The organism is Acidovorax sp., from assembly GCF_046339755.1.
GTDB lineage: Bacteria > Pseudomonadota > Gammaproteobacteria > Burkholderiales > Burkholderiaceae_C > Acidovorax.
Window position 1 is genome coordinate 1 of sequence record NZ_JBKDTZ010000248.1, and the last position, 22490, is coordinate 22490.

At 66.1% G+C, this 22490-nt stretch carries 20 protein-coding genes; 11 read left to right on the forward strand and 9 right to left on the reverse strand.

Annotated features, from left to right (window positions below; translation table 11 throughout):
* Positions 1–278: 278 nt before the first annotated feature.
* Complete coding sequence (locus ACK59X_RS21915) at positions 279–1790, reverse strand: flagellin (protein ID WP_409960496.1); 1512 nt, start codon at positions 1788–1790, stop codon at positions 279–281.
* Between the two features lie 418 nt (positions 1791–2208).
* Between ACK59X_RS21915 and ACK59X_RS21920 the strand changes: the two genes are divergently transcribed.
* The gene (locus ACK59X_RS21920; RefSeq protein ID WP_409960497.1) at positions 2209–3720 is read left to right on the forward strand and encodes a flagellin; all 1512 of its coding nucleotides are present in this window, start codon (positions 2209–2211) and stop codon (positions 3718–3720) included.
* A gap of 127 nt (positions 3721–3847) precedes the next feature.
* Positions 3848–6025 carry an acetylglucosamine transferase gene (locus ACK59X_RS21925; RefSeq protein WP_409960498.1) on the forward strand — a complete coding sequence of 726 codons (2178 nt, stop codon included), beginning with the start codon at positions 3848–3850 and terminating at the stop codon, positions 6023–6025.
* Positions 6026–6038: 13 nt separating this feature from the next.
* On the opposite strand, the gene ACK59X_RS21930 is transcribed toward ACK59X_RS21925, so the two are convergent.
* From ACK59X_RS21930 to rfbF, 8 genes are read right to left on the reverse strand one after another with little or no spacing between them, the layout of a single operon-like run.
* Positions 6039–6818, reverse strand: a complete 780-nt coding sequence (locus ACK59X_RS21930) for a cephalosporin hydroxylase family protein (protein WP_409960499.1) — start codon at positions 6816–6818, stop codon at positions 6039–6041.
* Between the two features lie 10 nt (positions 6819–6828).
* The gene (locus tag ACK59X_RS21935) at positions 6829–7575 is read right to left on the reverse strand and encodes a class I SAM-dependent methyltransferase (protein WP_409960500.1); all 747 of its coding nucleotides are present in this window, start codon (positions 7573–7575) and stop codon (positions 6829–6831) included.
* Between the two features lie 26 nt (positions 7576–7601).
* Positions 7602–8390 (reverse strand): NAD-dependent epimerase/dehydratase family protein, encoded by a 789-nt coding sequence (locus tag ACK59X_RS21940; RefSeq protein ID WP_409960501.1) that lies wholly within the window; start codon positions 8388–8390, stop codon positions 7602–7604.
* On the reverse strand, positions 8387–8875 hold the full coding sequence (locus tag ACK59X_RS21945; protein WP_409960502.1) for an acyltransferase: 489 nt from the start codon (positions 8873–8875) through the stop codon (positions 8387–8389). The genes ACK59X_RS21940 and ACK59X_RS21945 overlap by 4 nt, the downstream gene beginning before the upstream one ends.
* The gene (locus tag ACK59X_RS21950) at positions 8872–10098 is read right to left on the reverse strand and encodes a methyltransferase domain-containing protein (protein ID WP_409960503.1); all 1227 of its coding nucleotides are present in this window, start codon (positions 10096–10098) and stop codon (positions 8872–8874) included. Before ACK59X_RS21950 ends, ACK59X_RS21945 begins: the two co-directional genes overlap by 4 nt.
* 15 nt (positions 10099–10113) lie before the next feature.
* Complete coding sequence (locus ACK59X_RS21955) at positions 10114–10677, reverse strand: dTDP-4-dehydrorhamnose 3,5-epimerase family protein (RefSeq protein ID WP_409960504.1); 564 nt, start codon at positions 10675–10677, stop codon at positions 10114–10116.
* Positions 10674–11753, reverse strand: coding sequence for a CDP-glucose 4,6-dehydratase (rfbG, locus tag ACK59X_RS21960; RefSeq protein WP_409960514.1), 1080 nt, complete (start codon positions 11751–11753; stop codon positions 10674–10676). The genes ACK59X_RS21955 and rfbG overlap by 4 nt, the downstream gene beginning before the upstream one ends.
* A gap of 2 nt (positions 11754–11755) precedes the next feature.
* Positions 11756–12538 carry a glucose-1-phosphate cytidylyltransferase gene (rfbF, locus tag ACK59X_RS21965; RefSeq protein ID WP_409960505.1) on the reverse strand — a complete coding sequence of 261 codons (783 nt, stop codon included), beginning with the start codon at positions 12536–12538 and terminating at the stop codon, positions 11756–11758.
* A 333-nt stretch (positions 12539–12871) separates the two neighbouring features.
* Here rfbF and motA point away from each other — a divergent pair, with 333 nt between their 5' ends.
* From motA to ACK59X_RS22010, 9 genes are all read left to right on the forward strand, one after another.
* Positions 12872–13732 (forward strand): flagellar motor stator protein MotA, encoded by an 861-nt coding sequence (gene motA / locus ACK59X_RS21970; RefSeq protein WP_409960506.1) that lies wholly within the window; start codon positions 12872–12874, stop codon positions 13730–13732.
* 15 nt (positions 13733–13747) lie between these two features.
* Complete coding sequence (gene motB / locus ACK59X_RS21975; RefSeq protein WP_409960507.1) at positions 13748–14680, forward strand: flagellar motor protein MotB; 933 nt, start codon at positions 13748–13750, stop codon at positions 14678–14680.
* Positions 14681–14755: 75 nt separating this feature from the next.
* On the forward strand, positions 14756–15142 hold the full coding sequence (cheY, locus tag ACK59X_RS21980) for a chemotaxis response regulator CheY (RefSeq protein WP_007852233.1): 387 nt from the start codon (positions 14756–14758) through the stop codon (positions 15140–15142).
* 4 nt (positions 15143–15146) lie between these two features.
* Complete coding sequence (locus ACK59X_RS21985; protein WP_409960508.1) at positions 15147–15779, forward strand: protein phosphatase CheZ; 633 nt, start codon at positions 15147–15149, stop codon at positions 15777–15779.
* Positions 15780–15960: 181 nt separating this feature from the next.
* Entirely contained in the window at positions 15961–17127 is a 1167-nt protein-coding gene (locus tag ACK59X_RS21990) for a flagellar biosynthesis protein FlhB (RefSeq protein WP_409960509.1), read from the forward strand.
* The gene (gene flhA, locus ACK59X_RS21995) at positions 17124–19199 is read left to right on the forward strand and encodes a flagellar biosynthesis protein FlhA (protein WP_409960510.1); all 2076 of its coding nucleotides are present in this window, start codon (positions 17124–17126) and stop codon (positions 19197–19199) included. The genes ACK59X_RS21990 and flhA overlap by 4 nt, the downstream gene beginning before the upstream one ends.
* Positions 19196–20728 (forward strand): flagellar biosynthesis protein FlhF, encoded by a 1533-nt coding sequence (flhF, locus tag ACK59X_RS22000; protein ID WP_409960511.1) that lies wholly within the window; start codon positions 19196–19198, stop codon positions 20726–20728. Before flhA ends, flhF begins: the two co-directional genes overlap by 4 nt.
* A complete protein-coding gene (locus ACK59X_RS22005) occupies positions 20721–21515 on the forward strand; it encodes a hypothetical protein (protein ID WP_409960512.1) in 795 nt (264 codons plus the stop codon). Before flhF ends, ACK59X_RS22005 begins: the two co-directional genes overlap by 8 nt.
* 4 nt (positions 21516–21519) lie before the next feature.
* Positions 21520–22236, forward strand: a complete 717-nt coding sequence (locus ACK59X_RS22010) for an RNA polymerase sigma factor FliA (RefSeq protein WP_409960513.1) — start codon at positions 21520–21522, stop codon at positions 22234–22236.
* Positions 22237–22490 lie beyond the last annotated feature (254 nt).

Below are 22490 nucleotides of genomic sequence, written 5' to 3' on the forward strand. Positions count from 1 at the left end.
CCACCACCTCCACCACCTGCCCCAACATCCACTAGACACCCACGCCGCTCGAGCCGAGGCCGGGAGAATACATGGTAGCCATGAGATCCTCCTGAACTGGTAAACGGAAATTATGGCGCCGATCCGACGGCCATAACGCCCTTATTCACACCAGGAAACCCGCCAATTCCAGCGCTCCTGGCACGCGCTGCCGGAAGGTGAAAAGGCGGCGACAGAAAAACTGTCGCCGCCCGGGCATTGCGCAGGGCCCCTTCAAGCCCTGCCCGCCATACCTGCGATCAACGCAGCAGGGCCAACACGCCTTGTGGAAGCTGGTTGGCCTGGGCCACCATCGCCGTGCCGGCCTGCTTCAGTAGCTGCGAGCGCGACCGGTTGGCGGTTTCCGAAGCGAAGTCGGCCTCCAGGATGCGCGAACGGGACGAAGACAGATTCTCCGACGTCACCTGCAGGTTGGCAATCGAGGTTTCGAAGCGCGATTGCAGAGCACCGAGCTTGGCGCGTTCACCGTTGATGTAGGCCAGGCCGGAGTCCACCGTCTTCAGGGCTTCGGTGGCCTTCTTGAACGTGGTCACATCCAGGTTGGCGACTTCCTGCAGATCGGAGGCCGAGTTCGCGGCAGTAGCCGTGCTGAAGGCGTTCGTCGTGGTGGCCACGGTCGAGAAGGACTTGTCGGAGTCCAGCACGACGTAGCCGCTGACGGTCGAGGAATCGGCACCCGAGGCGGCAGCCAGGGTGTCGGCCGCACCGATGGCGGTGCCGTCGGCCTGCAGCTTCTGGATGTTGACCGCACCTGCGTTTACGCCAGAGGCTGCACCCTTGTAGATGCCAATGTCCTGGCCCGTGGCATTGGTCAGGATGATGCCGTTGTTGGTGGAATTGAGCGACGCGGTCACACCCGTCTTGGACGACTGCTCGTTGATGGCGGAAATAGCGTTCGACAGGCCATCCGACGTGGCGAGAGCCGTCACGTTGAACGAAATCGACTGGCCCAGGTTCGTGCCCGTGGGCGTGTTGTCCGAGCGCAGTTCGAAGGTGTAGGCGCCTACCGACTCAAAGCTCAGCTGCACTTCCGTGCGGGCGGAGGCCGTCACGCCGGTGTTCGCAGTCTCCTTGTTGATGCTGTCGGCCATGGTCTTGGCCGTATCGGCAGCCGTGATGGTGATGTTCTTGGAGCCCAGGGCGCCGTTCACCGCCAGCGTACCGCCGGTCACGCCGTTGGCACCCCAGGTACCGGCGTTGGCGCCGCTGCCCGAGCCGTTGGCCGAGGTGTTCTGGTTGTTGCCGTAGACGCTGGTGCGCAGGTTGGCCGTGGCGGCCACGATGGTCTGGTTGGCATTGGCGCCGACCTGGAACTGCTGCGTACCGAAGGTGCCGTTGAGCAGCTTGGCGCCGTTGAATTCAGTGGTTTGCGAGATCCGGTCCAGTTCGCTGACCAGTTGGCCCACTTCCTGCTGCAGGGCTTGGCGGTCACCGGCGCTGTTGGAGGCGTTGGCCGATTGCACAGCCAGCTCACGCACACGTTGCAGGATGTCGCCGGAAGCCTTCAGGGCGCCTTCAGCGGTCTGCGCCAGCGAGATGCCGTCGTTCGCATTGCGAACAGCTTGGTTCAGGCCGCGGATCTGGCTGGTGAAGCGCTCGGAAATCGCCAGGCCGGCTGCGTCGTCCTTGGCGCTGTTGATGCGCAGGCCCGACGACAGGCGCTGGATGGAGGTGTTGAGGGACGTCTGGCTCATGCCCAGATTGCGCTGGGCCGTCAACGAAGCGACGTTGGTATTGATGGTGGATGCCATGGCAAATCTCCTGAAAAGAACTGACTGAAATGGCGTTGCCGCCAACCTGGTGCCAGGCAAGGCACCCGGCTATACGGTCCACAGCGCCTACATGGCCTTCTGTTGAACGGCGGAGGGCGGTTTGCCTTCCGTTGTGAGTCTTTTCGACGCCGGCCCGGGAAACTTTAGGGCAACACCAAATAAGTCTTTGGCGATGCGACGCTGCAGGCGACCCAAGGCCGGGCGCGCGGCGTGCGAGGCACTCCTTCCGCGCCGTTTCAGTCCCAAACCTGCAAGTTGGCAGGCTTTTTGGCGCTTTATCGGCCCAACACCCCCCGGGGTCCTTGGACACAATTCTTTCATCGTTCCCGAATCGCCTGCCGGACGGTGGTAGTCCCCCTCAGGCACAAATGTCCACTCAAGCCTCAAGGAGCATTCCATGGCAGCCACGATCAACACCAACGTCGCTTCGTTGACGGCCCAGCGCAACCTGGGCATGAGCCAGACCTCGCTCAACACCTCCATCCAGCGCCTGTCGTCGGGCCTGCGCATCAACAGTGCCAAGGACGACGCAGCCGGCCTGGCGATTTCCGAACGCTTCACCAGCCAGATCCGCGGCCTGAACCAGGCGGCGCGCAATGCCAACGACGGCATCTCCCTGGCGCAGGTCACGGAAGGCGCGATGAAAGCCGCGGGCGACATCCTGCAGCGGGTGCGTGAACTGGCCGGGCAATCGGCCAACGCCTCCAACAGCCCCCGCGACCGCCAGGCGCTCAACCAGGAAGTGGGCCAACTGGTCAGCGAACTGGACCGGATCTCGCAAACCACTGAATTCAACGGCGCCAAGCTGCTCAACGGCACGTTTGGTACGCAGCAGTTCCAGGTCGGTGCCAACGCCAACCAGACCATTGTCGCCGCCACGGCCAACCTGCGCACCAGTGTTTACGGCAACAACCAGAACACCTCGGCCAACGGCTCGGGCAGCGGCGCCAACGCCGGCACCTGGGGTGCCAACGGCGTGACCGGCGGTACGCTGGCGGTGAACGGCGCCCTCGGTTCGCGCAACATCACCATCACGGCTGCCGACACGGCCAAGGCGATGGCCGACAACATCAACCTGCAGACCGCGAACACCGGCGTCACCGCCTCTGCCCGCACCGAAGTGGATCTGTCCTTCACCTCCGTGGGCTCCTACACCTTCGAACTGCGTTCGGAGAACGTGCCCACCGCACCCGCGCTCGGCCAGTCGATCTCCTTCAATGTTTCGGCGATCAACACCTCGGATGGCCTGTCCAACGCCATTTCGGCCATCAATGAGCAGTCCGCCAAGACCGGCGTCACCGCCTCGCTGAACGCCACCAGCACCGGGATCGTGCTGACCAATGCGACCGGCCAGGACATCGGTATCTACAAGGGCGCCGCCTCGGGTGCCAATGCCGGCGCCGTCACCATCCAGAAGCTCCAGGCCGACGGAACCGCCGCCGGAGCGGCGGATACCCTGGCCGCGGCGTCGGGTGCCGACAACTCCACCATCAGCGGCTATGTGGTGCTGGACTCCGAAAAGTCCTTCTCCACCACCGCCACAGGCACCAACGCGTTCGACACGGCCACTCCGGCGAACAGCGCCTCGGACCTGCAGGAAGTGGCCAACCTGGACGTGACCACCTTCAAGAAGGCGACCGAAGCCTTGAAGACCGTGGACTCGGCCCTGGCCTACATCAACGGCGAGCGCGCCAAGGTGGGCGCCTTGCAGGCGCGCTGCGAGACGGCCATCGCATCGCTGAACATCACGTCCGAAAACCTGTCCGCCTCGCGCTCGCGCATCCTGGACGCCGACTTTGCGGCGGAAACGGCCAACCTGTCGCGCTCGCAGATCCTGCAGCAGGCCGGCACGGCGATGGTGGCCCAGGCCAACCAGATCCCGCAGGGTGTGCTGAAGCTGCTGCAGTAATTGCCGTAGCGGGCCGCCCCATGGACGCGGCGCCTGTCTGGGCCACGGTGCGCGCATCCTGCATTGGCTAGACTGGCGCCATTCAGATCGCGAAGGACGCACAGTGCACGGCAGAAAAAAAGCCCCGATGGACGGCCGACTGACAGCAGCCCTGGAGGCCAGCGAATGGGACCTTCTGGTGCGGCTGTGCAAACAGATTCTGCGCAAGAATTCGCGCGACCTGCAGGCCACGCGGCTGCTGGGCTATGCGCTGGACTGCCAGGGCAAGGGCGAGGAAGCGATCGAGGTCTACCGCCGTGCCGCGCTGCTGTGGCCGAATGACGCCGAACTGCTGATCAACTACGGCAACGTGCTCCTCAACCACGCCCAGAATGCACAGGCCTTGCCCATTCTGGAAAAAGTATGCGAGCTCAGGCCCGAAAAGGCCATCTGCTGGCTCAAGCTGTCGCAATGCTGCTACCTGCTCGCCCGGCACGAAGAGGGCTTCAGCGCGGCACAGAAAGCGGCGGCACTGACCACCAACATCCAGGAACGATCGGCCGCCCTGACGCAGACATCCATCCACCGGCGCGAACTGGGACAGGTCCGTGAGGCGGTGCAGGACTGCCTGGCCGCGATTGCGCTCACCCCGACCGAGGTGTCCAACCACACCAACCGGCTGCTGTTCATGCTGGCAGACCCCGGCGCAGATGCGGGCAGCCTGTCCCGCGCGGCCCGCGACTTCGCGGCCGTATTCGAGCCCCCGCTCAAGCCCCAGTGGCCAGACTACGCCGACCGCCGGGGCAACCCCTGGCGCAAACTGCGCATCGGGTTCCTGTCGCCCGACTTCCGGGTCCACTCCGTGATGTACTTCGTGGAGGGCCTGCTGGCGCAACTGGATCGGCGGCAGTTCGAGGTGTTTGCCCTCTCCCTCTTTCCTCGCGATGACCATGTGACCGGGCGCGTGATGCACCACGCGGACCATTTCGTCCGGCTGGCAGGCCTGGGCGCGCAGCAGCAGGCCCAGGCCATCCGCGCCCAGGGCATCGACATCCTGATCGACCTGGCGGGCCACACGGGTTACAACGGGCTGCTGGCCATGGCCCACAAGGCGGCACCGGTGCAGGTATCGTGGCTGGGCTTCCCTGCCACGACCGGGCTCGACGCCCTGGACTACAAGTTCACCGACGAAGTCACCGACCCGCCGGACGCGCAGGAGCAGTACACCGAGCAGCTCTACCGCCTGCCCACCCTGTTCGCCTGCTACCGCCCCATGAGCCGCAACCCGCTGTGGCGCTACCAGCCGCGCTACCTGGTGCGGCCCACGCCGGCGCTGGAAAACGGCTTCGTCACCTTTGGCTCGTGCAACAACCTGGGCAAGCTCACCGATGACGTGCTGGCCCTGTGGGGCCGCATACTGGAGGCCGTGCCCGGATCACGCCTGCTCATCGAGGGCAAGAACCTCAACCGCCCCGATTTCGCCAACGCCTACCGGGAGCGCTGCCGGGGACTGGGACTGGACCCGGAGCGCCTGGAACTGGTGGCCCTGCACAGCGACAACCAGTACCTGACCTACCATCGCATCGATATTGCGCTGGACCCGTTTCCCCTGACGGGCGGCACCACCACCTTCGACGTGCTGTGGATGGGCGTTCCCATTGTCTCGATGGTGGGCCAGAGTTTCAAAAGCCGCATGGGCGTGGGCCTGCTCACCTACCTGGGACGCTCCGACTGGCTGGCCGAGACGGCTGAGGACTATGTCCGCATCGCCTGCGGCCTGGCCGCCGACATCGAGGCCCTGAACACCCTGCGCCTGGGCCTGCGCAGCGAGGTGGAGGCTTCGGCCCTGATGCGCGAGGACATCTTCAACCACCATTTTGGCGAAGGCCTGCGCGCCATGTGGCTGCAGTGGCTGGCCAGCGCCGAGCACCCGGACGATCATGAAGCGCAGGTTCAGGCCATGCAGGGCTGGCTGTCCGATCTGCCACCTGAATGGATGCAGCCTCCGGTGCCCGGAGTCGGCCTGAAACCCGGCCACCGGATCAGCCTGGCCGAGGCGCACCAGCGCCTGCAGGACCTGGTCGAAAAGGCCAAGAGCTCTGCCCGGCCGGCTGTGGCCGCCGAGGCGTCCGGCGCCCAGATTTCGGACCGCCACTGGATTGCCGTGACCTCCCTGGCCGAAATCGTGCTGAACGCGGTTCCCAACGACCCCGTGGCGCTGGCCTGCCTCGCGGAGGTCGAGCATGCGCACGGCCACACCGAGTTCGCCGTGACCTACCTGCGGCATGCCACCCAGGCAATGGGGATGGAACCCCTCAAAATCTGAGGGGCCCGCCGGTTCAGGCTTTTCGGCGCAGGAAGCCCTGCGGAGCGACCGTCACCTGCAGGCGCTGCTCCATCTCGGTGTCGATCTCGAACTCGGCATGCCCGGCCAGCCACTGGCGCACCGCCGTCTTGGGGTTGTTGCCCACGTCCCAGGGCCGGTCGGCAAAGAAGCGCGGCGGCATGTCCTCGACAAAGGTGTCGAACACCACGCAGTAGCTGCCCGGCGTCACCAGCGGTGCATAGGCCTCAAGCTCGCCCAGCACATGCTCGTGCGTGTGCATGGAATCCAGGCACACCAGGACGCGCTGGTAACCTTTGGCGAAGTCCCGCACCTGCGCCACCACCTCGGGCGCTATGGCCGAGCCCTGGACCATGGCAATGCGGCTGGCCATGGGATGCGCCTCGATGGCGGCGCGGTTGTGCGCACGGATGTCGATATCGATCCCGAGCACCTTGCGCCGGGACACCCGCGGGTCGAGCGTGGTGCCCGCCTCGATGGCATCGCTCATGTCCAGCAGTGCCAGCAGCGAGGCGCTGAGCACCAGGGAGCCGCCGTGGGCAATGCCGGTCTCGATGATGAGGTCCGGCCGCACGCGCCACACCAGCTCCTGCATGGCCACCATGTCCTGCGGGTACTGGATGATGGGGCGCCCCATCCAGTCGAAGTTGTACACGTATTGCCGCTGCATGGAGGCCTGCAGCCATTGCTGCGACAGCGCCTGGAAAGGGGCATCCGTGCTGTAAGCCTGCAGGCGGGCCTGCCGCTCCTGGTTGAACTGTTCCAAAGGGGTCATGGGCATTGCCTTACTTGATCAACAAACCTTGGCCTGTGGGCATTTCGAGAACACGGTAGCCGTACTTGGCAAACCAGGGGTCTTCAGCCAGCTTCTGGGCACGGTAGGCCAGCCAGCCATAGTCGTCCAGGATGAGGACGGCGCCCGGGACCATGCGCTCGAAGAGAACCTCCAGGGCTCCAATCTCCGCATCCGCATTGTTCATGTCCAGGTGCATGAAAGCAATCTTCTGCGGGGCAACGTCTTCCAGCACCTCGGGCACCTTGCCCTGGGTGACGGTGACATTGCTGAATCCTGAAAAGCGCTCCTTCACCTGCGCATACAGCTGTTTGCTGTGTTCGGGCATCGCATGGTGGGGCAGGGACGGATCGTGATCGAACAGGTCGTACAGATAGTAATGGCGGTCCGGGCGGCTGGCGAAATCCACCGCATCGCACACGATGCGGGCCGTGGTGCCCTTGTAGCAGGCGCACTCCACGAAATCGCCCTCCAGGCGCAAACCATTGCGCACACCCCACAGCACGGTGGACATGCGCCACAGAACCGCCTTTTCGATATCGGTGCTCGCATGGGCTTCAAAGGCCCGCATCAAGGGCTCGTCGTCCAGAAAGCCCAGATTGCGGTGGTAGGTGAAAAGATTGTCGCCCGCGTAGATCCCGCTCTGGCCACTGATCCCATTGATCGACTGCTGGATGCCCTGGATGAAACCCGGCATGTCGCTCAGTCCAAAAAATGCGGTGCTCAAATGATTCTTCATGGATAACTTCCTTCTATGTGGGTCCATCAGTGGCTGTCGTCGCCCCAGACCGGTCGGGCCACCACCCCCAACTCTGCCTGCAGACGCGCCACGCTGATGGGTACAAACTGCTGCAAGGGCGCACCTTCCTGCACCTCGAAGGCACTGCCATAGTGCTCGCCCAGCCACTCTAGCCACTGGCCATGGCGGGTCTGCCGGCCACTGGCGACGTTGTAGGTCGTGGACCTGCCGTCCAGCGCAATGCGCGGCAGCCAGCGGACCACGTCGTCGATGTGAATGTAGTCCTTGGCGCTGTCCGGGTGGCTGCGCAGCAGCATGGCCCCCTGCTGCGCCTGGCGCACCAGGTCCGCCACCAGGTTGCCCGACTGCGCGTCCATCCCGGGCCCGACGACGTTGGACAGCCGCGCCACGCGCACGCCCGCACGGCCGCTGGCGTGGCACAGGGATTCGCCGGTCAGCTTGGACAGGTTGTACAGATAGGACGGGTCGCCAGGCACCACGCTCAGCGGCGCATCCTCCTCGGTGCTGGCCGCGCCCAGGTAGACGCGGGTGGAGGACAGGTAGAGCAGCGAATCGAACTGTGCCCGCTGGAGCACCTCGGCCAGCAGCCCGACATGGGCCTCCACGGTGTCGAAGGGACGGGTGCGGAAATCGGCCGTGAGCCCCACGCAGTAAATGGCATGGCCCAGTGGCTGGCTGAAGATGTCCGCATCGCCCCTGGCAGGCGCCCGGACCGCATGGCCCTGGCCCCTGAGGTGCGCCACCAGGCGGCTGCCAATGTAGCCCGAAGCCCCCAGCACCGTGAAGGCCGTCACGTGCGCGCCCCCACCGCCCGCAGCGGGTGCCCGGCGTACACGGTATAGGGTTTCAGCTCTCCACGCACGATGGAGCCGGCCCCGACCACGCAGCCCTGGCGCAGCACGGCCCCGTCCAGCAGCACGCAGTTGGCACCGATCCACACATCGTCTTCGATCACGATGCCGCCCTTGCTGGCCTGAAAGCCCTGCTCGCGGATCAAACGGCCGCGCTCGGCGTAGGCGTGGTTGACCGGGGCAAAGGTGCAGTTGGCCGCGATCGCGACGGAATTGCCCATGCGTATGCCATTGCCCGTGTACAGGACGCAACCGGAATTGATGACCACGTGCTCGCCCAGGACCAGATCGCCGGTGCCACCGGCAGGCTTGACCTTGACGAAGCTGTCGATCACCGAATGCGCACCCACGACGATGCGCGTGCCGCGCACCGAGTCCTCGATGTCGGCCAGGTGCGATACCTTGGCAGTGGCATGGATCTCGATCACACAAACACCTCCATGCGGGGCACCGCCACGGCAAACTGGCCACCCCAGGCGCGGACATAGTCCAGTTGCGCCGTCACCTCGTCGCGCAGGTTCCAGGGCAGTATGAGCACGCGGTCGGGCCGGTGCGCACGCAGGTGCGCCTCGTCCACGATGGGAATGCGGCTCCCCGGCAGGTACTGTCCCTGCTTGGCAGGGTTGCGGTCCACCACGTAGGGCAGCAGGTCGGCGCGCACGCCGGCGAAGTTGAGCAGGGTATTGCCCTTGGCCGCCGCGCCGTAGGCGCCTACCTTGAGGCCGCGTGCATGGCAGTCGAGCAGGAAGGCCAGCAGTTCGCGCTTGATGCGCAGCGCCTCCTCCTGCAGGCTGCCATAGAACGCGGCGGAGGAGACCCCCGCTGCGGCCTCGCGGGCGAGCAGACTGGCCACCCGTTCATGCGGCCGTGCACCGGCATCGCTGCGCTGCGCGAACACGCGCAGGCTGCCCCCATGGGTGGGCAGCTCCTGCACGTCGGTCACCGTGAGGCCGTTGGCGGCAAAGATGCGCTGCACGGTCATGAGCGACAGGTAGGAGAAATGCTCGTGGTACAGGGTGTCGAACTGGCACTGCTGCACCAGTTGCAGCAGGTGCGGGAACTCGAAGGTGGCCACGCCCTGCGGCTTGAGCAGCACGGCAAAGCCAGCCACGAAGTCGTTGATGTCGGGCACATGGGCCAGCACGTTGTTGGCCACCGTGAGATCGGCGGCATGCCCCTGGGCCACCAGCTCGCGGGCCAATTCCACGCCGAAGAACCGCTCCACGATCTCGATGCCACGGTCCCGTGCCGCGGCGGCCGTGCTGGCCGTGGGCTCCACGCCCAGGCAGGGAATGCCGCGCGCCACCACGTACTGCAGCAGGTAGCCGTCGTTGGCCGCCACCTCCACCACCTGGCTGTGGGCGCCCAGGGACAGGCGCCCGGCCATATCCTCCACATAGGCACTGGCGTGGGCCAGCCAGCTGCTGGAAAACGAGCTGAAGTACGCGTACTCGGCATCGAACAGCGCATCGGCGGCGGCGAACTCCTCGGCCTGCACCAGCCAGCAGTTCTCGCACACCAGCACCCGAAGCGGGTACCAGCGCTCGGGTGCATGCAGCGCCGGCTCGCGCAGGTAGGCGTTGGAGGGAGGGGCGGTGCCCAGGTCTGCCAGGGGCAGGATCACGGGGGCGGCGCAGTGGCGGCATTTCATGGGGCAGGAACTCGCTCAAGGCAGCGACAGCCCGGCGAACGCGGGTGTCAGCAGGGGGTGTTCGGCATCGCGCGGTGAGCGCTCGGCCACGGGCAAGGGCCAGGTGATGGCAAGGCGCGGGTCGAGCGCATCGAGCCCGCCTTCCGCGGCGGGCGCGTACGGGGCGGAGTGCAGGTAGAGCATCTCGCAATCATCGGCCAGGGTCTGGAAGCCGTGGGCAAAGCCGGGTGGGATCAGCAGCGCCTGGTGGTTGGCGGCCGACAGTTCGCGGCCGAACCACTGCAGGAAGGTGGGGGAGCCGGCCCGCAGGTCCACCGCCACGTCCCAGACAGCGCCGCGCAGGCAGCTGACCAGCTTGGCCTCGGCCGCAGGCGGGTGCTGGAAATGCAGGCCCCGCACCGTGCCGCGCTGCAGGGTATGGGTATGGTTGATCTGCGCGATGGGCCACGTCCAGCCGGCGGGGGCCAGGTCCTGCGCGCAGAACATGCGTGCCAGGAAGCCCCGGCTGTCCGCCAGCGGCTGGCGCTGCACGCTCACCAGGCCCGCCAGCGGCGTGGTCTCCACGGCAAAGCGGCTCATGGGGTGGCACCCTCCTGGCAAGCTGCCTCGTAGGCGCCGAGGTCGGACAGGCACAGCGTGCGCGCAGAGGCACCGGCATGGAACTCCCGGTACCAGGCCATGGTGCGGCCCACGGCCTCAGGCAGCGCCCAGCAGGGCACCACGCCCAGCCGGCTGCGTGCCAGGGCCGTGTCCAGCGCCAGCAAACCGGCTTCGTGCGGGTGCTTCACGTCGCCCTGGTAGCGCACGGCGGCCTCGGGGTAGGCACCCTGGGCGATCTCGATGACGCGCCCCACTGTGGCGGCCTCGTGGGGCGCAGGTCCGAAGTTGTAGGCCCCGGCCTTTGAAGCGTCTTCCCAGAGCAGTTCGGCCAGCCGCAGATAGGCCGCCAGCGGCTCCAGCACATGCTGCCAGGGGCGTGTGGCATGGGGGTTGCGCAGCACCAGGGTCTGGCCGGCGGACCAGGCCGCCGCGGCATCGGGCAGCAGGCGCTCGGGCGCCCAATCGCCGCCCCCGATCACATTGCCGGCCCGCGCCGTGGCCAGCGCCACGCCCTGCGCGGACAGGAAGGCATCGCGGTAGCTCGCGGCCACGATCTCGGCCGCGGCCTTGCTGGCGCTGTAGGGATCATGCCCGCCGAGCGCGTCGTCCTCGCGGTAGGGATAGACCCACTCGCGGTTGCGGTAGACCTTGTCGGTGGTCACCACCAGCGCCACGCGCACGCCGGGCAGACCGCGCAAGGCATCGAGCACATGGGCCGTGCCCATGACGTTGGTGGCATAGGTATCGAGCGGCGCGGTGTAGCTGGCGCGCACCAGTGCCTGGGCGGCCAGATGGAGCACGATGTCGGGCCGGGCCGCCTGGACCAGGGCCGCCGTGGCGCCCGCATCGCGCACGTCGCAGGCATGGCTGTCCATGCCGTCGGCCACGCGCGCCAGCGCAAACAGGCTGGGGACGGCGGCCGGTGGCAGCGCAATCCCGGTGACCTGGGCGCCCAGGCGCTGCAGCCACAGGGCCAGCCAGCTGCCCTTGAAACCCGTGTGCCCGGTAAGCAACACGCGCTTGCCGCGCCAGAAATGGGGATCGGGCAGGGCCATGCTCACCAGCACTTCCAGGGCGCCCGGCCGCTTTGCCAGAGCTCTTCGAGCAGGTTCTTCTCGCGCAGCGTGTCCATGGGCTGCCAGAAGCCATGGTGCTCGAAGGCCATCAACTCGCCATCGCGCGCCAGGCTCTCCATGGGCGCCATCTCCCAGGGCGTGTTGTCGCCCTCGATGCGGTCCAGCACCGCAGGCGACAGCACGAAGAACCCGCCATTGATCCAGCCGCCGTCGCCGCGCGGCTTCTCGACGAATCCGCTCACGCCCAGGCCCGTGCCAACGCCGTCACGCACCAGCGCGCCATAGCGGCCGGGCGGCAGCACCGCCGTCACCGTGGCCAGCTTGCCGTGCGCGGCATGGAAGGCGAACTGCGCCGCCATGTCCAGGTCGGCCACCCCGTCGCCGTAGGTGAAGCAGAAGGGCTCATCGGGCGACAGGTACTCGCGCACGCGCTTGAGCCGCCCGCCGGTCTGCACGGAGGCGCCCGTGTCCACCAGCGTCACGCGCCACGGCTCGGCATGGCGGTGGTGCACTTCCATGCGGTTCTCGGCCATGTCGAAGGTCACGTCCGACATGTGCAGGAAGTAGTTGGCGAAGTACTCCTTGATGATGTAGCCCTTGTAGCCCAGGCAGATGATGAAATCATTGACGCCATGGGCGGCATAGGTCTTCATGATGTGCCACAGGATGGGTTGCCCGCCGATCTCGATCATGTGCTTGGGCCGCAGGTGCGACTCTTCGGAGATGCGGGTGCCCAGGCCGCCGGCCAGCAGCACGGCTTTCATGGGCGGCGCTCCAGCGCTGCGCGGATGTCCGCAAACGGGCCTGTTGTCATGTTTAGATCACCTGTGTCTCGTTGGGATTTGCGGAAACCGCGATTCTCGAAAGCCCCTGGCATCGCGTAGCATAAACACTCCAGGGGCGTGCGAAATCGGGAAAACCGGCGGAAATCCCGCCCAAGCCGGGCAACCGTTGAAGTGGCGGGCGCTTTACCGCTTGCTCGCAGGACTGGTTCGCGCACAATCAGATACAGTGAAACCAGCGATACGGCCCGGTGCCGTGTTTCCACCGCAACCGCCCAGCCCCGCCTGGCGCCCGCCAAAAACAACTGAATCAGCATGTTCGTCATCATTGGCTACGTCGTCAGCATGGTCTGCATCTTCGGCGTGTACATCGTGCACGGCGGGAACATCCAGGTGATCCTGAAGGCCCTGCCCTTCGAGCTCATCACCATCGGCGGCAGCGCGCTGGGCGCCTTCGTGGTGAACAACCAGCCCAAGGTGCTCAAGGCGACCATGAAGGCCGTTCCGGCCGCCTTCAAAGGATCCAAATACACCAAGGCACGCTACATGGAGCTGCTGGCCATGCTCTACGACATCCTGCAAAAGGCCCGCAAGGAAGGCCTGATGGCGATCGAGAAGGACGTGGAAGCCCCCCATGAGTCGGAGATCTTCAAGAAATACCCTACCGTGGGCAGCGACCACCACGTGATCGAGTTCACCACCGACTACCTGCGCATGATGGTCTCGGGCAACCTCAACTCCCACGAGATCGAGGCCTTGATGGACAACGAGATCGACACCCACCACCAGGAAGCCCACGCCCCGGTGGCGGCCATTGCCCGCCTGGCCGGCGCCTTGCCGGCCTTCGGCATCGTGGCCGCCGTGCTCGGGGTGGTGAACACCATGGGCTCGGTGGGGCAGCCCCCGTCGGTGCTGGGCGGCATGATCGCTTCGGCCCTGGTGGGCACCTTCCTCGGGATCCTGCTGGCCTACGGCTTCGTGGAACCCCTGGGCGGCCTGATGGAGCAAAAGAGCGAAGATGCGGCCAAGGAATTCCTGTGCATCAAGTCCACGCTGCTGGCCAGCATGCAGGGCTACAACCCCGCCACGGCCATCGAATTCGGCCGCAAGGTCCTGTTTTCCACCGACCGGCCAACCTTCTCCGAACTCGAAGGGCATGTGAAGGGCAAGAAGTAAGCCCCCACTAGCATCATGGCAGAAAAAAAGCTTCAGCCCATCATCATCAAGCGCGTCAAGAAGGGCGGCCATGCCGCCCATGGCGGCGCATGGAAGATCGCCTATGCCGACTTCGTGACGGCGATGATGGCCTGCTTCCTGCTGATGTGGCTGCTGGGCTCCACCGCCAAGGGCGAACTGCAGGGTATTTCCGCCTACTTCAGCTCCCCTCTGAAGGTGGCGATGACCGGCGGCGACGGTGCCGGCAACAGCTCCAGCGTGATCCCCGGCGGCGGCAACGATCTCTCGAAGGTGCACGGCCAGGTGCGCCGCTCCGACTCCGACCCCGACAACAACCGCAAGGCCAGCATCGACAACGCCCGCGCCGAGCGCGCCAAGCAGGACCAGGAGCGCATCAAGGCGCTGCAGGCCAAGATCGATGCGCTGATCACCGAAAACCCGCGCCTGAACGAATACAAATCGCAGATCCGCATCGACGTAACGCCCGACGGGCTGCAGATCCAGATCGTGGACGACCAGAACCGCCCCATGTTCGACAGCGGCAGCGCCCTGGTGAAGCCCTATATGCGCGACATCCTGCGCGAGATCGGCGCTGCGCTGGGCGGAGTGGAAAACCGCATCAGCCTGGCCGGCCACACCGATGCCGTGCCCTATGGCAACAGCGAGCGCGGCTACAGCAACTGGGAGCTGTCGGCCGACCGGGCCAACGCCTCGCGCCGCGAGCTGGTGTCGGCCGGCATGCCCGACGCCAAACTGGGCCGCGTGGTGGGCCTGGCCGCCAGCGACCTGCTCGAACCCACGAATCCCCGCGCACCCGCCAATCGCCGTATTACCATCACGGTGCTGACCCGGGAGGCCGAAGAACGTCTCCTGGGCAAGGGGACTCCTGCGGCCAGTGCTCCCGAACTGCCGACGGAAAAGCGCGAAAATCCAACGACTGGCCGGTGAGGCTCGTTACGACTTGTCACCAAACCTGCCACACTTGACAATACAACCAGCCTATTTCGACCGAAAGGGTCCCAAGTGACCACAGCCCTTCGCTTCCTGATCGTTGACGACTTCTCCACCATGCGGCGCATCGTCCGCAATCTGCTCAAGGAGAGCGGATTTGCCGATGCCGACGAGGCCGAGGACGGTGTCGCCGCACTGAACAAACTGCGCAACAGCAAGTTTGATTTCGTGGTGACGGACATCAACATGCCCAACATGAATGGTTTCCAGCTCCTGGCGGAAATCAAGAAAGACGACAAGCTCAAGCACCTTCCGGTGCTGATGGTGACCGCCGAGGCCCGCAAGGAAGACATCGTCGCGGCCGCCCAGGGCGGTGCTGCCGGCTACATCGTCAAGCCCTTCACCAAGGCCACGCTGGAGGAAAAGGTCCTGCTGATCCTCAAGAAAATGGGAATGTGACGCCATGGAAACACCAGACGCCCCCCAGGGTGAACCCACGGCCGATGTTCACCACAAGATCGGCCTGCTAACCCGCCAGCTGCACGACTCGCTCAACGAACTGGGCTACGCCGACAAGCTGCGCGGCTCCATGGGTGAACTGCCGGACGCGCAGAGCCGCCTGTCCTACATCGCCCGCCTCACGGGCGAGGCCGCGGAAAAGGTGCTCAACCGGGTCGAGCAGGCCAAGGCGCAGCATGATTTCATTGCGGCCGAGACGCGCCGTGTCGTGGCCTCGCTGGTGAAAGACCCCGTGGCCGCTGTGGCCAAGGGCGAAATCATGAACTTCCTGACCGACGTGGAGCGCGTCACCATGGAAGCGGATACGCACCTGACCGAAATCATGATGGCGCAGGACTTCCACGACCTCACGGGCCAGGTGATCGCCCGCGTGGTCAATTTGGCCGCCACCATCGAAGAGCAACTGGTGCAGTTGCTGATCCAGACCGCACCGCCCAACGCCCAGGTGCCCTCGGCGCTGGCGGCCGAATCCCCGCGCGAGCACCTCGCCGGCCCCGTGGTGGATCCGGAGAACACCCCGGACATCGTGACCGACCAGTCCCAGGTGGACGATCTGCTGGCCAGCCTGGGCTTCTGATCCATCGTTCCACCGGCGTGGCGCAGCAGCGCCAGCCCATGACCGCGCGCTCTGCGCTGCGCGGCGGTAAGAACCTGTTCTCACAGCTTACAAGGGAAAAGGGGCCTGCAGCCGCCCTTTATCCGTCTTTAGATTTCCGGGTCGCTCACGACAATGGCAGGACACGAGTTGTCACGCCATCATGGAATCCAGCCAAGAAAAAAGCCTACCGGCGTCCGAACGCAAGCTGCAGAAAGCACGCGAGGACGGACAGGGTGCGCGCTCGCGCGACCTGTCGCACCTGGCCATTCTGGGTGCGGGCGGCGGCGCCATGCTGGTCCTGGCGCCCACGCTCATGGGGCAGCTGCAGCAGGCGCTGGCGCACCAGCTGGTGTTCAACGCCGACACCGTGATGGCGCCCGCCACCATGCTGGACCGCATGCGGACCGTGGTCATCGTGGGCCTGATCGCCAGCACCGTGTTCGCCCTGCTCACCAGTGGCGCCGCCCTGCTCAGCGCCATCGGCGCTGGTGGCTGGATCTTCAGCATGAAGCCCATCAGCCCCCAGTTCAACCGCCTGAACCCCATCTCCGGGTTCACCAACCTGTTCTCCAAGCAGCAGATGGCCAACGTGGCCAAGATGGTCCTGATGACGGCCATCATCTCCGCCGTGGCCTGGCACTACATGTCCGGCAGCATCGAGCGCGTGGCCATGCTGGTGCTGCAGCCCTCGCCCTCCGCGATCCGCCAGATGTCCGAATGGCTGGTCTCCGGCGTCAGCCTGATGCTGCTGGTGGTCTTCATGGCGGCGCTGATCGACGTGCCGCTGCAGGCCTATTTCTTCAAGTCGCGCCTGAAGATGTCGCACGAGGAAGTCAAGCAGGAGCACAAGGAGTCCGACGGCGACCCGCACACCAAGGGCCGCATCCGCCAGAAGCAGCGTGAAATGGCCGATGGCGCGAGCGTGGCCGCCGTTCCCAAGGCGGACTTCGTGGTGATGAACCCCACCCACTATGCCGTGGCGCTGAAGTACGACGACAAGACCATGGCCGCCCCGCAGGTGATTTCGCGCGGCACCGACCTCGTCGCCATGCGCATCCGCGATCTGGCCAAGGCCCACGACGTGCCCGTGCTGCAGTCGCCCATGCTGGCCCGGGCCCTGTACGCCCACGCCGAGATCGACCAGGCCATCCCCGCCACGCTGTACGCCGCCGTGGCCCAGGTGCTGGCCTATGTGTACCGCCTCAAGGCCGCGCTGCGCGGCGAGGGACAGATGCCGGGCGACCTGGTCGAGCCCTACGTCCCGCCTGAACTCGATCCGCTGAACAAGACATCTTCGTCTTCCACCGTGCAAGGCACCGCGCCATGAACCAATTGAACTCCCTTCGGCAATGGGCGGGCAGCAACAGCGCCGCCCTTCAGGGCATGTCGGCGCCGCTGCTGGTGGTGGCCATCCTGGCGCTGATGGTGCTGCCCATCCCACCATGGATGCTGGACACCTTCTTCACCCTGAACATCGCCGTGGCGCTGATGGTGATGATGGTCTCGGCCTACATGGTCCGGCCGCTGGACTTCGCGGCCTTTCCCTCGGAGCTGCTGCTGACCACGCTGATGCGCCTGTCGCTGAACGTGGCCTCCACCCGCGTGGTGTTGCTGGAAGGCCACACCGGCCCGGGTGCCGCGGGCGCCGTGATCGAGGCCTTCGGCCACTTCCTGATCGGCGGCAACTTCGCCGTAGGCCTGATCGTGTTCGCCATCCTGGTGGTGATCAACTTCGTGGTCGTGACCAAGGGTGCCGAGCGCATCGCCGAAGTGTCGGCGCGCTTCACCCTGGATGCCATGCCCGGCAAGCAGATGGCGGTGGACGCCGACCTCAACGCCGGCCTCATCGACGAAAAGGAAGCCAAGCGCCGCCGCGCCGAAGTGGCGGAAGAAGCCAACTTCTTCGGCTCCATGGACGGTGCCTCCAAGTTCGTGCGCGGCGATGCCGTCGCCGGCATCCTGATCCTGCTCATCAACATCATCGGCGGTTTCGCCATCGGCGTGCTGCAGCACGACCTCTCGGCCAAGCAGGCCGCCGACAGCTACATCCTGCTGGCCATCGGTGACGCCCTGGTGGCCCAGATCCCCGGCCTCTTGATCTCGGTCGCCGCCGCCATGGTGATCTCGCGCGTGGGCAAGGAACAGGACATGGGCCGCCAGATCGTGCAGCAGCTGTTCATGTCGCCCCGCGTGCTGGGTGTGACGGCCGGCATCCTGATCCTGCTCGGCCTGATCCCCGGCATGCCCCACCTGGTGTTCCTGGTGACCGGCGGCGCCCTGGGCTACTGGGCCTGGACCATGCACCAGCGCCAGCAGGTGCCCGAGGAGGTGGCACCACCGCCCCCCGTGGCCACCGACGGCGAAGCCACCTGGGACGACCTGCAGCCCGTGGACCTGCTCGGCCTGGAGCTGGGCTACCGCCTGATCACGCTGGTGGACAAGAGCCGCCAGGGCGACCTCCTGACCCGCATCAAGGGCGTGCGCCGCAAGTTCGCGCAGGAAGTGGGCTTCCTGCCCCCGGCCGTGCACGTGCGCGACAACCTGGAACTCAAGCCCAGCGGCTACCGCATCACGCTGCGCGGTGTGGTGGTGGGCGAAGGCGAGGCCTTCCACGGCATGTTCCTGGCCATCAACCCCGGCGGCATCACCACGCCGCTGATCGGTACCCCCACGACCGACCCGGCCTTCGGCCTGCCCGCGCACTGGATCGACGACCGGCAGAAGGAAGCGGCGCAAATGGCCGGCTTTACGGTCGTTGATTCGGAAACCGTGATGGCCACGCATTTGTCACACTTGATGCAAGTGCAGGCAGCCAAGTTGCTGAGCCGCACGGAAACCCAGCAACTGGTGGAACACGTCGCAAAACTGGCCCCCAAGCTCATCGAAGAAGTCGTCCCGAAAATGGTCTCCATCGCCACGTTCCAGAAAGTCCTCCAGCTGCTGCTGGAAGAGTCTGTGCACATCCGCGATATCCGCACCATCATCGAGACCCTGGCCGAGCATGCCGGCGGCATCTCCGACCCCGTGGAGCTGGCACGCCGCGTGCGCATCGCCCTTTCGCCCGCCATCGTGCAGCAGATCTACGGCCCGACGCGCGAGCTCAACGTCATCGCCATCGAGCCCGGCCTGGAGCGCCTGCTGGTGCAGGCCCTGGGCAATACCGCCGCCCCGGCGCTGGACCCCGGCGTGGCCGACATCCTGACCCAGAAGGCCGCCGAAGTGGCCCTGCGCCAGGAAGAAATGGGCCTGCCGGCCTGCCTGCTGGTGCCCGACCAGATCCGCAATGCGATCTCCCGCCTGGTGCGCCGCGTCGCGCCCCGCCTGCAGGTCCTTGCCCACAGTGAAATTCCCGAGACCCACACGATCCGTATCGGGCCCATCCTCAAAGGTGCATCATGAACATCAAACGCTTTCACGCCGCCACGTCCCGTGAAGCACTGGCCAAAGCACGCATGGCCTTTGGCGAGGGCACACTGATCCTGTCCAACCGCCCCACCGCCAACGGCGTGGAAGTGATGGCCACGGCCGAGGACACGCTCTCGTCGCTGGACAGTGCCGCGGCCGCCAGGCAGCCGGCGCACAGCGCACCCTCGCCCCTGGTGCAGGCCAGCCAGCGCCAGCAGCAACAGCAGCAGTCGCCGCAGCCCCGCGCGCCCCAGCCGGCCGCCATGAACCGCAACCCGGTCGAGGAAGACACCGAGCAACTGGCCATGAGCACCCTGTCCTTCCAGGACTATGTGCGCGAGCGCATGCTGCGCCGCCGCCACGAGGCCATTGCCGGCCCCTCGGACCCCGTGCCCATGATGCAGCGCAGCCGCGACCGCGCCGAGGAACTGGCGCGCGAGCGCCCCGCCGCCCAGGTGGCGCGCCACAACCCGCTGCGCTCCATCCCCATGGACCTGCCCGAGCCCGCGCCGCGCAAGCAGCAACAACAACAGCGCCACGAGGCCCCTTCGCTCTCGAATGCGCAGGTGAACAACCAGCAGAACCTGATGAGCGAGCTGCAATCGATGAAGGATCTCATCGAGGACCGCTTCAACACGCTGGCCTGGCTGGGCCAGGCGCGCCAGAACCCGATCCAGTCGAACCTGATGCTCAAGATGATCCGGGCCGGCTACTCGCCCGCCCTGGCACGCGCCGTGCTCGAACGCCTGCCCGAGGACCTGTCGGCCGGCGAAGCCGTGCGCTGGCTCATGGACGTGCTGGAGCGCAACCTCAAGACCGATGCCGGCGCCCTGCCCCTGTACGAACAGGGTGGCATCTTCGCCATGGTGGGCTCCACCGGCGTCGGCAAGACCACCACCACGGCCAAGCTGGCGGCCCTGTGCGCCCGCATCCACGGCCCCGGCAGCGTGGGCCTGATCACGCTGGACACCTACCGCGTGGGCGCCCACGAGCAACTGCGCACCTATGGCCGCATGCTGGGCATCGTGGCCCACCTGGCGCACGACCGCGCCGCGCTGCAGGACCTGCTGGGCCTGCTCAGCGGCAAGAAGATGGTGCTGATCGACACCACGGGCGTGGCCCCGCGCGATCCGCGCAAGCGCGACATGCTCGACGTGCTGGACCTGCCCCACGTCAACCGCCTGCTGGTGCTCAATGCCGGCTGCCATGGCGATACGCTGGACGACGTGCTGACCTCGTTCAAGACCAACGGCTCGCAGCAGGCCATCCTGTCCAAGGTGGACGAGGCTGTGAAGCTCGGCCCCTCCATCGATGCGCTGATCCGCCACCAGATGGTGCTGCGCGGCGTGACCAACGGCCAGCGCGTGCCCGAGGACTGGGAAGCGGCCGACGCCCACCAGCTCATCGGCACCTCCATGCGCGCCCCGGTCAAGTCGCCGTTCGACCCCAAGGCCAGCGACCTGAATTTCTTCTTTTCGCATTCACCCGAATTGGTAACCGACAGGGGGTTGGTCGATGCTTGATACCGGATTCCACCAGGCCGCGAGCCTGCACAGCTTCACACCACAGACCGAACTGCGCGTGCTGGCCGTGGCCAGCCAGGAGCAGGCCGGCAGCGGCCTGGAAACCCTGTGGCAGGTCTGCGCCAGCCTGCAGCGCATGGGCTACCCGGTCGTGGTGCTCGATGCCACGGGCTACGAAAGTGAAGATTCGCCCGGCCTGTACCACCTGCTGCGCCGGGCGCCCTGGCACGACGGCCTGGAGGGGGACGCCAGAGCATCCTCGCTGGCGGTGATTCCCGCCGCCCGGGGACTGTGGCAGCTCACCCGCTGCGACCACCCCGCCCATGTCTCGCCGCTGCAGGACATCCAGCCCTACTTCCGCGCCTACAGCATCCTGGTGCTGCATGCGCCTGCCCCCCTGCTGGGCCAATTGCTCACCCATACCCGCACCACCCCGCTGATGGTGATGGAGGGCGGCTCCGCCGGAGTGCTCACCACCTACAAAAGCCTGAAACAGATGGCGCAGTACACCGGACTGTCCTGTACAGTGGCGGCCCTGGTGCGCGGATCTGGCGTACGGGAACGCCGCAAAACCCTTGTCGCGTTGCAGACATTGCAGGACTGTGCCGAGCGCCACCTGGGTGGGCAGGTGCACACTACGGCGGTCTCCACCCAGAACCCGCAGGACCTGCAGCGCCTGGCCTTGCAACTGCTGGAAAACGCGGGCACCATCAATGGGTCGGTGATGGCAGCTGCGGCATCCAGCAGCTACCCATCCACGCCCGCACATCCCGTCCGGAGCCACTGATCTGATGTACACCGCCAAAGGCCAGCTCGACCGTGATGCGATGATTCGCCAGCACGTGCCCCTGGTACGGCGGATCGCGCACCACATGATCGCCAAGCTGCCCCCCAATGTGGAGCTGGACGACCTGATCCAGGTCGGCATGATGGGCCTGGCGGAGGCCCTCTCGCGCTACGAAGCCGCCCAGGGCGTGCAGTTCGAGACCTTCGCCACCCAGCGCATCCGCGGCGCCATGCTCGATGAGCTGCGCGAGGGCGACTGGATGTCGCGCAGTTCGCGCAAGAGCCAGAAGGACATCGAGCAGGCCGTCAACCGGCTGGAGCAGCGCCTGGGCCGCAGCCCGCTCGAATCGGAGATCGCCACCGAGATGGGCATGCCCCTGGCCGAGTACCAGAACCTGCTGGGCAAGGTGCGCGGCACCCAGCTCGTGTACCTGGAGGACATGACCCACGGCAACGAGGAGGACGATGGCTTCCTCGACCGCCATGTGGGCGACGAGGCGGCGAATCCGCTCGAGATGCTGCGCGACCACCGCCTGCGCTCGGCCCTGGTCACGGCCATCGAATCGCTGCCTGAGCGCGAACAGCACATCATGGGCATGTACTACGAGCACGACATGAATCTCAAGGAGATTGCCGCCGTGCTGGGCGTCACCGAATCGCGCGTGTGCCAGCTGCACAGCCAGTCCATTGCCCGCTTGCGGGCGAAGATGCGAAGTCATTGAGAGTGCATCCCCCTGAGGCGCTTTCGCGCCTTCATCTCTTCTCTCGAATTACTGCGTAATTCGAGAAGGGGGACGCAGCCAGTGCGGCGGGGCGGCCCTTGCACGGCTGCCCTGGCTTGGGCAGCGCGCTATCCACGGCCTGCTGCTCCCGCGCATGCGCGCACTGCGCTAATGTACCAATACAAACCGAGAATTGTGTCCATACAAAGCCGCATAGCGGCGCCTGGGCGAGCGCGGATGAGCCGGCCGCTCGG